Origin of the sequence: Pseudomonas sp. HLS-6, assembly GCF_002753995.1 — a bacterium.
Taxonomy (GTDB): Bacteria; Pseudomonadota; Gammaproteobacteria; order Pseudomonadales; family Pseudomonadaceae; genus Aquipseudomonas; species Aquipseudomonas defluvii.
In genome coordinates this window covers 4,733,878-4,746,065 of the sequence record NZ_CP024478.1, presented here as the reverse complement: position 1 = coordinate 4,746,065, position 12,188 = coordinate 4,733,878, and the positions used below count along the sequence as shown (strand labels likewise).

Genomic DNA, 12,188 nt, shown 5'->3' with positions numbered 1-12,188 from the left:
TGGCGGGCAAAAAAACAAGCCGAGGATTATACCCGAGCATGGACCTCACGCGCCAGTTGAGGTCGGGTTTTGTGCGGGAACATTACGGCTTAACAGGTCGCGCAGCTGATTTTTTTCCTCTGCGCTCAGTTCACTTTGACGTGCTTTCCTGAGCAAATGTTCCAGGCTGCGCTCGCGTTGGCGAGCGGACAAGCTAGTTATAGTGTCGAAAAACTGTTGTTCAAGGTTGTCGGCATCGATCAACCATTCCTTTTCTGCCAGCGCTCGCAGCAAGCGGCCTTGTTCAGTGCCGTGCCAGCGTGCGATCAGCTGTAATGAGCGTAGCTCAGGATTTTTCTGCAAGGCCTCAAGCAGCGCCACCAGTAGCTGAGCGTAATGGTGCTCTTCGGCAGCGAAGTGGCTGGCGTCCTCGACTTTTTTGGCCAGTCGCGGGTGGTGCAGCAGTGTACGCAGGGCGCTCAGCGTGGGTGGCTCGACGGCGGTCGGTACCCGTGGTGGCGCCTCTTGATTGCGGCCATTGCGCTCCCATGGCTTGCCTTTCTTGTCCCATGGCTTGCCGTCCCACTTCTTTTTCTGGCCACCCTTGTTCGGTGTCCACTGCTGCTGTGGCGGCGTGTATTCGGGCTGATGAAAATCATTGTAATCGGGTGTGTAGTCGGGCATCGCACCGTAGTCGATGCCCGTGTCGTAGCTGGGCGGCGCTTCGGTGGGCGCACTTTGCGACAGCTGCTCGACCTGCTCGCTATTGAGGCCGGTAATTTCCTTCAGCCGATTACGCATCAGGGCGCGCAGGTTTGCACCGGGCACTTTGTCGATCAGCGGTGCGGCGAGGGTGGCCATGTGGGCCTTGCCTTCGAGCGAGCGCGGGTCGGCCTCTTCGGTCAGTCGTTGAAAAAAGTAATCGGCAAGCGGTTGAGCGTGCTGGTTGATCCGTGCGCGGAAGGCGTCTGTGCCTTCGGCGCGAATCAGGGTGTCAGGGTCTTCACCTTCGGGCAGGAACAGGAAGCGTGCCTTGCGACCATCCTGCAGGCTCGGCAGGGCGGCTTCCAGTGCGCGCCAGGCGGCATTGCGGCCAGCCTGGTCGCCGTCGAAGCAGAACAGCACGCTGGGCACCACGCGGAACAGGCGCTTGAGGTGTTCTTCGCTGGTGGCTGTGCCCAGGGTGGCTACGGCATTGCGCAGGCCTTGCTGGGCCAGGGCGATGACGTCCATGTAGCCTTCTACGACGATAATTTCATCGAGATTGCGGTTGAACTTGCGCGCTTCGTAGAGCCCGTACAGCTCCTGGCCCTTGTGGAATACAGGCGTCTCCGGGGAGTTCAGGTACTTGGGCTTGTCGTCCCCCAGCACGCGGCCACCAAAGGCGATGACGCGGCCCCGGCTATCGCGGATCGGGAACATGACGCGATCGCGGAAGCGGTCATAGCGTTTGCCGGTTTCGACGTTTTCGATCAACAGCCCGGCGTCGATCATGGCTTTTTGCTGCAGTGTATCGCTGCTGAGGTGCTTGAACAGGTTGTCCCAGCCGGGCGGGGCGAAGCCCAGGCCGAAGTCGCGGGCAATTTCACCGGACAGGCCACGCCCTTTGAGGTATTCGACTGCTGATTTGCGCGTCGGGTGGCTTTTCAGGGCCTGGCGGTAGTACTCCGCGGCGGCTTCCAGCAGTGGATAGAGCGGTGAATCGGTCGGTTGCCGGGGCTTGTGCCCGCGCTGGCCTTCTTCGCGTGGCACTTCCATGCCGGCCGCTTTGGCCAGTTCCTCGACAGCCTGGGGAAAGTCCAGGTTGTCGTGGTCCATGATGAAGCCCAGGGCGTTGCCACCAGCGCCGCAGCCAAAGCAGTAGTAGAACTGCTTGTCGGGGCTGACGCTGAAAGAAGGGGTCTTCTCTTTATGGAACGGGCAGCAGGCGGTGAGGTTCTTGCCGGCTTTTTTCAGTTGGACGCGTGAGCTCACCACATCGACGATATCGGTGCGGTTGAGGAGGTCGTCAATGAAACTTTGGGGTATCAGCCCGGCCATGGCACTCTCATCATCAGGCGATAAACCAGTGTAATCGCTAATGCTGCGGGAACGGCTGCGCATTCGAGCGTGGTCGAATGTTCATAACACAAGTGTGGAAGAGTGTGCTCGCCTGCAGCCCGTGAGGACTCGTCAGTGTTGACGTGCACAGCTGGCGTGATGCCAGTTCTGACGATTGGAAGGCCTGCTTCAACCGACGAGCGGTTTCTGCAGCTCAGGTGTTTAGGCCTGAGTAAAACATCATCTGCCGACAACCCGGCGTTTAGACCGGGTTAGGCAGAAGCGTGGTCGAACGTCTGTATTAGTACAGACGAACGGCGCGGCGCTGCTCGCGCTGGACTTTCTTGGCGTGACGCTTAACTGCAGCAGCAGCCTTGCGCTTACGCTCGGAAGTCGGCTTCTCGTAAAATTCGCGGCTACGAACTTCAGCCAGTACACCGGCTTTTTCGCAGGAGCGCTTGAAACGACGCAGAGCTACGTCGAAGGGTTCATTCTCTTTAACTTTGACGGCTGGCATCCAGAGCTACCTTCATTTAGTACCGGGGCAACGTACTCGTGGCAAAAATGTGCGCTGGAGAACGTCGGTTTTTAAGGGTTGCGGATGTTAACCCTTAGACGCTCGGAATGCAAAGCCTCTGATCGAAAACCGCTGGTCGGCATCGGGTACGGGGACTATCATGCGCGCCTTCGAATTCAGCCTATACAAGGCATAGACCCATGCTAGTACTGGGATTGGAAACATCCTGCGACGAAACCGGCGTCGCATTATACGACAGTGAACGCGGTTTGTTGGCCGACGCGCTGTTCAGTCAAATCGACCTTCACCGTGTCTACGGCGGGGTGGTGCCCGAGCTTGCCTCGCGTGATCACGTCAAGCGCATGCTGCCGTTGATCCGGCAGGTGCTGGCCGAGGCCGACTGTGTCGCGACCGAGATCGATGCCATCGCGTATACGGCAGGCCCCGGGCTTGTCGGTGCGTTGCTGGTGGGTGCCTCCTGCGCCCAGGCCCTCGCGTTTGCCTGGGGCATCCCGGCGTTGGGCGTACACCATATGGAAGGCCATCTGTTGGCGCCGATGCTGGAGGCCCAGCCGCCGGAGTTCCCGTTCGTCGCCTTGCTGGTTTCGGGTGGCCACACCCAACTGGTCCGGGTGGATGGTATCGGTCGCTACGAACTGTTGGGCGAGAGCCTGGATGACGCAGCAGGTGAGGCGTTCGACAAGACTGCCAAGCTGATCGGTCTGAACTATCCGGGCGGGCCAGAGATTGCCCGCCTTGCCGCTCAGGGCGTACCGGGACGCTTCGTGTTCCCGCGGCCTATGACCGATCGTCCGGGCCTGGATTTCAGCTTCAGCGGCCTGAAAACCTTTGCGCTCAACACCTGGCAGCAGTGTCAGCGCGCTGGGGACGACGGTGAGCAAACCCGTTGCGACATCTCGCTGGCCTTCCAGCAGGCAGTGGTGGAGACTTTGACCATCAAGTGCCGGCGTGCCTTGAAGCAAACCGGCCTCAAGCGGCTGGTGATTGCCGGTGGAGTGAGCGCGAACAAGGCCTTGCGTGCGTCGTTGGAAGAGATGCTGGCCGGGCTCAAAGGCAATGTGTATTACGCGCGCCCAGCGTTCTGTACCGATAACGGGGCGATGATCGCCTATGCCGGCTGCCAGCGTTTGGCCGCCGGGCAGCACGAAAGCCTGGCAATTACAGTGCAGGCGCGCTGGCCGATGGAGCAGTTGCCAGCGCTTTGAAGCTGAAAGCCATTCATGTTTCAGGTTCAGAAGTGTCGTTCGCGCCCGGCGAAAAGGTCGCGTAGATTGCCGCGATGGCGCCAGACGATCAGTATCGTCAGCACGCTTATCGGCAGCAGTGCCTCAGGTTCGCGCCAGGCCAGCAAGGGCAGGGTGAGCGGTGTGGCGATCAACGCGGCCAGCGAGCTGGTACGGGTCAGGCGGAAGGTAAGCAGCCAGGCACTGATGGCCAGCAGAGCAGCCGGCGGGTAGAGGCCAAGGAGCATGCCGGCGGCAGTGGCGACGCCCTTGCCGCCACGAAAGCGAAAGTACACTGGGAACAGGTGGCCAATGACGGCGTACAGGCCGATCCAGGCTTGTTGTTGCAGGCCAAGGCCCAGCGCTTGCGCGATCAGTACGGGCAGCAGGCCTTTGCAGAGATCGCCGAGCAGGGTCAGGATGGCGAGTTTTTTTCCCGCCAGGCGCAGCATGTTGGTCGCGCCGGCGTTGCCTGAACCGCTCATGCGCGGGTCGGGGCAGCCGTTCAGGCGGCTGAGTAGGATGGCAAAGGACAGCGAGCCGAGCAGGTAGGCGAGCAATGCCAGTAACCAAAACATGCTAACTATTCCGGGCGAGGACGCCCTGATTCTAACGGCGCAAGGCGCCCTTGTCGTGCAGCGGAGAAAAGTGCTTGGACAGAGTGTTCATCGAAGGGCTGGAAGTCGATACCGTCATCGGTGCTTACGATTGGGAGCGCGGTATTCGCCAGTGCTTGCGGCTGGACCTGCGATTCGCCTGGGACAATCGCCCGGCAGCCGCAGGTGATGACCTGACGCTGGCCCTCGATTATGCCAGCGTGTCGGCGCGCATCCAGGCCTTTGCCGAGCAGGCACAGTTCCAACTCGTGGAAACCTTTGCCGAGCGCTTGGCCAAGGTGCTGATGGACGAATTTCAGATTCCCTGGCTGCACCTCAAGCTGACCAAGCCCGGCGCCGTCCCGGAAGCCAGCGGGGTGGGTGTGGAGATTGAGCGCGGATGTCTCTGACCACGGTTTACCTTGGGCTTGGTAGCAATACCGAGCGAGAACGGCATTTGACCGCAGGGCTTGATGCGCTGGCATCGTTCCTTGTGGACATGCACTGTTCAGCGGTGTTCGAGAGCCAGGCGGTGGGCATCAAGAGTGGCCCGTTCTTCAATCTGGTGGTGGTAGCGAAGACCGATTTGCCGCTGACGGAGCTGGATCGTCGCTTGAAGTTCATTGAGGCCGACAACGGTCGCTATGCGCCTGAGCGCAAAGGCCTGCCGCTGGATATCGATGTACTGCTGTACGGCGATCTGGTCGGTAATTTCGATGGTCTGGTGCTGCCGCGTGCCGAAATTCTGAAAAATGCCTTCGTGCTCTGGCCATTGTCGCTGATTGCCCCTGAACTGGTTCATGTGGAAGTCGGTAAGACCATGGCTCAGTTGTGGGCCGACTCGCATATCGAACAGGTGTTGGCGCCTGTACCGTTCGAGTGGCGCGGTCAGCAACTGACGCGTCAGGACAGCCTCGGCGGCGATGCAGGCGCCGCCAAGGCTGATGAGGCGTGCTAGTGTGCGGCCGCGTCCTTGTAGGCCTTCAGCGCCTTCAGCCGCTCTGATTTAAGCGCATCACCCAAGGCTTGCCCCGTCAGGCCTTGCTGCACCAATGGCTGGACTGCGACCGCGCGTGCTGCCGCAGCCGCACCACGCAGGTAGTCCGCTTGTGGGTAGGCCCGCTGTTCCAGCCCAAGGCGCCCACGGGCGTCCATTTCGCAGGCCGCGATGAACGCCTCAAAACGCTCTGGGCGGCGATACACATCGAAGCGCTGCAACAGCTCCAGCAGGGTCGACGCCTTGAGCTCCAGGGCCCGGTGGCTGTGGGTGTGGTACTCGCCGACCAGTATTGCCAGTTCCTGGCAGTCTCGCGGTACCTTGAAACGCTGGTTGACCGCTTTGATCAAGGGCCGCCCGCGATGCTCGTGGGCAATGTGCTGTGGCCATTGCGCTTCAGGGGTCAGGCCTTTGCCCAGGTCGTGCAGCAGGCAAGCCCAGCGCACGCTGAGGGGCTGTTGATGCACGGCCGCCTGTTCCAGCACGGCGAGGGTGTGCAGGCCGGTGTCGATTTCCGGGTGGTGTGCAGCCGGCTGCGGTACACCGAACAACGCATCGACCTCGGGCAGCAACTCCTTCAGCGCACCACACGCCCGGAGCACCTCAATGAAGACCTGTGGCTGGTCTTCCATAAGTGCGCGAGAGATTTCCTTCCAGCTGCGTTCTGCCGTAAGGGCCTGGAGTTCCCCGGAGGCGCTGAGTTGGCGCATCAGTTCAAGGGTTTCCGGAGCCACCGTGAAGCCCAGGTAGGCATACCGCGCGGCGAAACGGGCTACCCGTAATACGCGCAGGGGATCTTCGGCGAACGCCGGGGAAACATGGCGTAAGATGCGTGCTTCGAGATCGCGGATGCCGTTGTAGGGGTCAAACACCTGGCCGTGTTCGTCTTCGGCGATGGCATTGATGGTCAGGTCGCGGCGGATGAGGTCTTCTTCAAGGGTGACCTCGGGGCTTGCGTGAAAGGTGAACCCGCCATAGCCACGCCCGCTCTTGCGCTCCGTGCGTGCCAGCGCATATTCCTCGCCGCTGCGTGGATGCAGGAAAACCGGAAAGTCGGCGCCGACCGGGCGATAGCCCAAGGCTTGCATCTGCTCGACTGTCGCGCCCACTACCACCCAGTCGATATCTGTTACGGGCCTGTTGAGCAGGCGGTCACGTACCGCGCCGCCGACCTTGTAGATGTGCATTAAAAAACCTCCGTTGATGCCACAGGATACCCTGTCCGGCAGCAACGGAGGCTGGCTTCGCTACAGGTGTACGACGGCCAGGTCGAGGCGACCGTAATCGCCGTCCGAGTGTTCGCCTTTGGGCGGCACATGGTGGGTTTTGACGATCTGGTCGCCCTGCAGGGTTTCCAGGTGGATATCGAAGCCCCAGAGACGGTGCAGGTGCTTGAGTACTTCTTCGGTGGAGTCCCCCAGGGGTTTTCGGTCGTGCTGCTGATGGCGCAGGGTCAGCGAGCGGTCGCCCCGCCGGTCAATGCTCCAGATCTGCACGTTGGGCTCGCGGTTGCCCAGGTTGTATTGGGCGGCCAGGGTCTCACGAATGGTCCGGTAGCCGGCTTCGTCGTGGATCGCGGGCACCAGCAGGTCGTCGCGTTGGTCATCGTCGAGGATGCTGAACAGCTTGAGGTCGCGGATGACCTTGGGCGACAGGTACTGCAGGATGAAGCTCTCGTCCTTGAAGCTGCTCATGGCGAACTTGATGGTCGAGAGCCAGTCGCCACCTGCGATGTCGGGGAACCAGCGACGGTCTTCTTCCGTGGGGTTTTCGCACATGCGGCGAATATCGCGGTACATGGCAAAGCCCAGGGCATAAGGGTTGATGCCGCTGTAGTAGGGGCTGTCGAAACCTGGCTGGAACACCACGCTGGTGTGCGACTGGAGGAACTCCATCATGAAGCCGTCGGTCACCAGCCCTTCGTCGTACAGGTCGTTCATCAGGGTGTAGTGCCAGAAGGTTGCCCAGCCTTCGTTCATCACCTGGGTTTGCCGTTGTGGGTAGAAGTACTGGGCGATCTTGCGCACGATGCGCACCACTTCACGCTGCCAGGGCTCAAGCAGCGGTGCATGCTTCTCGATAAAATACAGGATGTTCTCCTGTGGCTCGGCCGGGAAGCGTGCGTTGTCTCTGTCGCTGTTCTTGTCGCTGTTCTTGGGTATGGTGCGCCACAGGTCGTTGATCTGTTTCTGCAGGTGTTCTTCACGGTCCTTTTGCCGACGCCGTTCTTCTTCAGCAGAGATCGGGTAGGGGCGCTTGTAACGGTCTACACCGTAGTTCATCAGGGCATGGCAGGAGTCGAGCAGGTCCTCCACGGCATCAATGCCATGCCGCTCCTCGCACTGGGTGATGTACTGCTTGGCGAACACCAGGTAGTCGATGATCGAGCTGGCGTCAGTCCAGGTGCGGAACAGGTAGTTGCCCTTGAAAAAGCTGTTGTGGCCATAGCAGGCATGGGCCACCACCAGCGCCTGCATGCAGATGGTGTTTTCTTCCATCAAGTAGGCGATGCACGGGTCGGAGTTGATGACGATCTCGTACGCCAGGCCCATCTGGCCGCGGCTGTAGGACTTCTCGGTGCTGAGAAAGTGTTTGCCATACGACCAGTGGTGGTAGCCCAGCGGCATGCCGACCGAGGCATAGGCATCCATCATCTGCTCGGCGGTGATCACCTCGATCTGGTTGGGGTAAGTGTTCAGGGCATAGCGCTCTGCCAGGCGGCCGATCTCACGGTCATAGGCCTGGATGAGTTCGAACGTCCATTCGGACCCCGTGGAAATGGGTTGGCGCTTCTGTTCTCTGGCGGTCATGTCACTAACCTGCGCTGGAAGAGTTCACGGAAGACCGGATAGATATCACCGGCCGATACCAGTTGTTGCTGGGCGAATGTGTCGGGGAAGGACTCGCCGATGCGCTCATACTCGAACCACAGGGCCTGGTGCTCGCGTGGGGTGATCTCGACGTACGTGTAGTACTGCACGAAGGGCATGATCTGCTTGCTGAGGATCTCGCGGCAGATCGGCGAGTCATCATTCCAGTTGTCGCCGTCCGAGGCCTGGGCGGCGTAGATGTTCCACTCGTTGGCCGGGTAACGTTCGGCCATGATCTCCTGCATCATTTTCAGGGCGCTGGAAACGATGGTGCCGCCGGTCTCCCGCGAATAGAAAAACTCTTCCTCGTCCACTTCGCGGGCACTGGTGTGGTGGCGGATGAACACGACTTCGATCTTGTCGTAGTTACGCTTGAGGAACAGGTACAGGAGGATGAAAAAGCGTTTGGCGATGTCCTTGGTCGCCTGGGTCATGGACCCGGAAACGTCCATCAGGCAGAACATCACGGCTTTTGAGCTTGGGTTGGGCTGTTTGACCAGCAAGTTGTACTTGAGGTCGAAGGTATCAAGGAAGGGGACGCGATGAATGCGCGCACTCAACCGCTCTATTTCCGCTTCTATGGCTTGAATGTCGCCGAAATTGTCAGGTTCTTCCTGTTTCAGTCGGGCAAGTTCTTCCTGAGCCTCGCGCAGTTTGGCGCGGCTGCTGCCAGACAGGGCAATACGCCGTGCATGGGCAGAACGCAATGTGCGAATGATGTTGATGCGTGACGGGTTGCCTTCGTTGCTGATACCGGCGCGTACTGTTTTGAAGGTGTCGGTACCGGCCAGGTGACGCTTGACCAGGTTGGGCAATTCGAGGTCCTCGAACATGAATTCGAGAAACTCTTCCTGGGTGATCTGGAAGACGAACTCGTCCATGCCTTCGCCGGAGTTACCGGCCTTGCCGCGTCCGCTGCCGCCACCGCCGCCTTGAGGGCGGGCGATATGTTCGCCAGCGGTAAACTCCTTGTTGCCGGGGTGGACGACGGTCTGCTTGCCGCCGCGGCCATGGTGCAGCACCGGCTCGTCAATATCGCGCCCGGGAATACTGATCTGCTCGCCGTGCTCCATATCGGTAATGGAGCGGCGGCTTACGGCCTCCTCGACGGCTTTCTTGATGTGGTCGCGGTAGCGCCGCAAGAAGCGCTGGCGGTTAACCGTGCTCTTGTTCTTGCCGTTCAGACGTCGGTCGATCACATAGCTCATGACTGCTCCTTATGAAGCCGTCTTGGAAAACCTTTGGCGGGTCAATCGGCCAGAACATCCGAAACGGACTGCTCGGGTGCGCACTGAGTGTGGCTGAACCACGCCGCCAGCTTTCCGACAACTTCCCTCAAGCCTGTGTAGCAGATATTGCTGACACAGGCTCTGGGCTAACGACAACCGGTGCTCCGGTTGCGGGTTATTGTGACTTTCTGACCCGCAGGTACCACTCGGAGAGCAGCCGGACTTGCTTGTCGGTGTAACCGCGTTCCACCATCCGTGTGACGAAGTCGTTGTGCTTTTGTTGATCCTCTTTGCTGGCTTTGGCGTTGAAGCTGATGACAGGCAGCAGGTCCTCGGTGTTGGAGAACATTTTCTTCTCGATGACCACACGCAGCTTCTCGTAGCTGAGCCAGGTCGGGTTCTTGCCGTTGTTGTTGGCCCGGGCGCGCAGCACGAAGTTCACGATCTCGTTGCGGAAATCCTTCGGATTGCTGATACCGGCCGGTTTTTCGATCTTCTCCAGCTCCTCGTTGAGGGCAATGCGGTTGAGGATCTCGCCGGTTTCCGGATCGCGGTACTCCTGGTCCTGAATCCAGAAGTCGGCGTAGAGCACGTAGCGGTCGAAGATGTTTTGACCGTACTCGCTGTAGGACTCCAGGTAAGCGGTCTGGATTTCCTTGCCGATGAACTCGATGTAGCGGGGCGCCAGGTACTCTTTCAGGTAGCGCAGGTAACGCTCGCGCACCTCAGCCGGGAACTGTTCCTGTTCGATCTGCTGCTCCAGCACATACAGCAGGTGTACCGGGTTGGCGGCGATTTCGTGCGGGTCGAAGTTGAAGACCTTGGACAAGATCTTGAAGGCAAAACGGGTTGAAAGGCCGTTCATGCCTTCATCGACCCCGGCCGCGTCGCGGTATTCCTGGATCGACTTGGCCTTTGGATCGGTGTCCTTGAGGTTTTCGCCGTCATAGACGCGCATCTTCGAGTAGATGTTGGAGTTCTCTGGCTCCTTGAGGCGCGACAATACGGTGAACTGGGCAAGCATCTTCAGGGTGTCGGGCGCGCAATGGGCCTTGGCCAGGGAGCTGTTGAACAGGAGTTTGTCGTAGATCTTGATCTCATCGCTGACGCGCAGGCAGTACGGCACCTTGACGATGTAGATCCGGTCGATGAACGCCTCGTTGTTCTTGTTGTTGCGGAAGCTGTGCCATTCCGATTCGTTGGAGTGGGCCAACAGGATCCCGGAGTAGGGGATCGCGCCCAGGCCTTCGGTACTGTTGTAGTTACCTTCCTGGGTTGCGGTAAGCAACGGGTGCAGGACCTTGATCGGCGCCTTGAACATCTCGACGAATTCCATCAGGCCCTGGTTGGCCCGGCACAATGCCCCCGAGTAGCTGTAGGCGTCAGCGTCGTTCTGTGGGTACTCCTCCAGCTTGCGGATATCGACTTTACCGACCAGTGCAGAGATGTCCTGGTTGTTCTCATCGCCTGGCTCGGTCTTGGCTACCGCGATCTGGTTGAGGATCGAGGGGTAGAGTTTGACCACCTTGAACTTGCTGATGTCGCCGCCGAACTCGGACAGGCGTTTGGTGGCCCATGGCGACATGATGGTATTCAGGTAGCGCCGTGGAATGCCGTACTCTTCCTCAAGGATGCTGCCGTCTTCCGCGGCATTGAACAGCCCCAGCGGAGACTCGAAAACGGGCGAGCCCTTGATGGCGTAGAAGGGCACTTTCTCCATCAACTGCTTCAGCTTTTCTGCCAGTGACGATTTACCGCCGCCGACCGGACCGAGCAGGTAGAGAATCTGCTTCTTCTCTTCCAGGCCCTGAGCGGCGTGGCGGAAGTAGGAAACGATCTGGTCGATGCATTCTTCCATGCCGTGGAAGTCTTCAAAGGCCGGGTAGCGCCGTATGACCTTGTTGGAGAAAATCCGCGACAGCCTCGAGTTGTGCGAAGTGTCGATCAGCTCTGGTTCGCCAATAGCCATCAGCAGGCGTTCGGCCGCCGAAGCATAGGCACTGCGATCTTTCTTGCAGAGCTCTAGATACTCTTGCAGCGAAAGTTCTTCCTGACGGGTGGACTCGAAACGTTGTTGGAAGTGGCTAAAAATACTCATGACGTCACCTCGCTCGATACGTGGAGCCGACGCCGGATCAGTCAGCTGATGCTGGCAAACAACCGGATGCCCGATTGCTTCATACCCCCCAGAACACCTGTAAAATCGCTACCGATGACCCGCACGCCGGTGTACCGGCTCTCCCCTTTTTGGATGGCCTGAGCCTAAGAATAGTTCGGAATCGGGGAGGTCAAGGGTGGTTGCGTGATAAGTTCGCCACGACCGTTCGTCAGATCTGGCGCCAGCCCACAGGGGACGTGGGCTGGAGGACCGTGAAAAAAATTATTCGGCGTCGCCTTGAGCGGTTTGCTCGGGGTAGACGCTACGCCACAGTTCGAAACCGCCATCAAGGCTGTAGACGTCGGAAAAGCCCTGGCTGACCAGATAGGCCGCTGCGCTTTGGCTGGAATTACCGTGGTAGCAGACCACCACCAGCGGGGCATCGAGGTCGGCATTGCGGATGAAGTCGGCAACCGACTGGTTATCCAGGTGGTGAGCACCTGTGATGTGGCTGGCGGCGTAGGTCTGTGGATCGCGAATGTCGACCACGACCGCACCTTGCTCACGCAGCGCTTGGGCTTGCTCGGGAGGGATGCGTTTGAATTCGCTCATGGGGGT

11 protein-coding genes are annotated in these 12,188 nt (G+C 59.6%); 3 read left to right on the top strand and 8 right to left on the bottom strand.

Features of this window, described 5'->3' with window-relative positions:
* Window positions 1-45: 45 nt before the first annotated feature.
* Together dnaG and rpsU are read right to left on the bottom strand one after the other, a co-directional pair.
* Window positions 46-2,019 carry a DNA primase gene (gene dnaG, locus CS390_RS22405; RefSeq protein WP_099775999.1) on the bottom strand — a complete coding sequence of 658 codons (1,974 nt, stop codon included), beginning with the start codon at window positions 2,017-2,019 and terminating at the stop codon, window positions 46-48.
* Window positions 2,020-2,320: 301 nt separating this feature from the next.
* Window positions 2,321-2,536, bottom strand: coding sequence for a 30S ribosomal protein S21 (gene rpsU, locus CS390_RS22400; RefSeq protein WP_002551877.1), 216 nt, complete (start codon window positions 2,534-2,536; stop codon window positions 2,321-2,323).
* 200 nt (window positions 2,537-2,736) lie between these two features.
* Between rpsU and tsaD the strand changes: the two genes are divergently transcribed.
* Window positions 2,737-3,762: a tRNA (adenosine(37)-N6)-threonylcarbamoyltransferase complex transferase subunit TsaD gene (gene tsaD, locus CS390_RS22395; RefSeq protein WP_065759043.1), complete on the top strand. Its 1,026-nt coding sequence runs from the start codon at window positions 2,737-2,739 to the stop codon at window positions 3,760-3,762.
* Between the two features lie 26 nt (window positions 3,763-3,788).
* On the opposite strand, the gene plsY is transcribed toward tsaD, so the two are convergent.
* Entirely contained in the window at window positions 3,789-4,358 is a 570-nt protein-coding gene (plsY, locus tag CS390_RS22390; RefSeq protein WP_065759042.1) for a glycerol-3-phosphate 1-O-acyltransferase PlsY, read from the bottom strand.
* Between the two features lie 74 nt (window positions 4,359-4,432).
* On the opposite strand from plsY, the gene folB reads away from it, so the two are divergent.
* Both folB and folK read left to right on the top strand, forming a co-directional pair.
* A complete protein-coding gene (gene folB, locus CS390_RS22385) occupies window positions 4,433-4,786 on the top strand; it encodes a dihydroneopterin aldolase (protein WP_065759041.1) in 354 nt (117 codons plus the stop codon).
* Window positions 4,777-5,334 (top strand): 2-amino-4-hydroxy-6-hydroxymethyldihydropteridine diphosphokinase, encoded by a 558-nt coding sequence (gene folK / locus CS390_RS22380; RefSeq protein ID WP_099775997.1) that lies wholly within the window; start codon window positions 4,777-4,779, stop codon window positions 5,332-5,334. The genes folB and folK overlap by 10 nt, the downstream gene beginning before the upstream one ends.
* On the opposite strand, the gene CS390_RS22375 is transcribed toward folK, so the two are convergent.
* From CS390_RS22375 to glpE, 5 genes are all read right to left on the bottom strand, one after another.
* The gene (locus CS390_RS22375; RefSeq protein ID WP_099775996.1) at window positions 5,331-6,560 is read right to left on the bottom strand and encodes a multifunctional CCA addition/repair protein; all 1,230 of its coding nucleotides are present in this window, start codon (window positions 6,558-6,560) and stop codon (window positions 5,331-5,333) included. The genes folK and CS390_RS22375 overlap by 4 nt on opposite strands.
* A 60-nt stretch (window positions 6,561-6,620) precedes the next feature.
* Window positions 6,621-8,183 carry a SpoVR family protein gene (locus tag CS390_RS22370; RefSeq protein ID WP_099775994.1) on the bottom strand — a complete coding sequence of 521 codons (1,563 nt, stop codon included), beginning with the start codon at window positions 8,181-8,183 and terminating at the stop codon, window positions 6,621-6,623.
* Window positions 8,180-9,451 carry a YeaH/YhbH family protein gene (locus CS390_RS22365; protein ID WP_065759037.1) on the bottom strand — a complete coding sequence of 424 codons (1,272 nt, stop codon included), beginning with the start codon at window positions 9,449-9,451 and terminating at the stop codon, window positions 8,180-8,182. The genes CS390_RS22370 and CS390_RS22365 overlap by 4 nt, the downstream gene beginning before the upstream one ends.
* A gap of 196 nt (window positions 9,452-9,647) precedes the next feature.
* Window positions 9,648-11,570, bottom strand: coding sequence for a PrkA family serine protein kinase (locus tag CS390_RS22360; RefSeq protein ID WP_065759036.1), 1,923 nt, complete (start codon window positions 11,568-11,570; stop codon window positions 9,648-9,650).
* Between the two features lie 282 nt (window positions 11,571-11,852).
* On the bottom strand, window positions 11,853-12,182 hold the full coding sequence (gene glpE / locus CS390_RS22355) for a thiosulfate sulfurtransferase GlpE (protein ID WP_065759035.1): 330 nt from the start codon (window positions 12,180-12,182) through the stop codon (window positions 11,853-11,855).
* Window positions 12,183-12,188 lie beyond the last annotated feature (6 nt).

Excerpts from the sequence above, each read along its gene's own strand:
- dnaG (WP_099775999.1), bottom strand. The coding sequence starts at position 2,019 with ATGGCCGGGCTGATACCCCAAAGTTTCATTGACGACCTCCTCAACCGC.
- rpsU (WP_002551877.1), bottom strand. The coding sequence starts at position 2,536 with ATGCCAGCCGTCAAAGTTAAAGAGAATGAACCCTTCGACGTAGCTCTG.
- tsaD (WP_065759043.1), top strand. The coding sequence starts at position 2,737 with ATGCTAGTACTGGGATTGGAAACATCCTGCGACGAAACCGGCGTCGCA.
- plsY (WP_065759042.1), bottom strand. The coding sequence starts at position 4,358 with ATGTTTTGGTTACTGGCATTGCTCGCCTACCTGCTCGGCTCGCTGTCC.
- folK (WP_099775997.1), top strand. The coding sequence starts at position 4,777 with ATGTCTCTGACCACGGTTTACCTTGGGCTTGGTAGCAATACCGAGCGA.
- CS390_RS22375 (WP_099775996.1), bottom strand. The coding sequence starts at position 6,560 with ATGCACATCTACAAGGTCGGCGGCGCGGTACGTGACCGCCTGCTCAAC.
- CS390_RS22370 (WP_099775994.1), bottom strand. The coding sequence starts at position 8,183 with ATGACCGCCAGAGAACAGAAGCGCCAACCCATTTCCACGGGGTCCGAA.
- CS390_RS22365 (WP_065759037.1), bottom strand. The coding sequence starts at position 9,451 with ATGAGCTATGTGATCGACCGACGTCTGAACGGCAAGAACAAGAGCACG.
- CS390_RS22360 (WP_065759036.1), bottom strand. The coding sequence starts at position 11,570 with ATGAGTATTTTTAGCCACTTCCAACAACGTTTCGAGTCCACCCGTCAG.
- glpE (WP_065759035.1), bottom strand. The coding sequence starts at position 12,182 with ATGAGCGAATTCAAACGCATCCCTCCCGAGCAAGCCCAAGCGCTGCGT.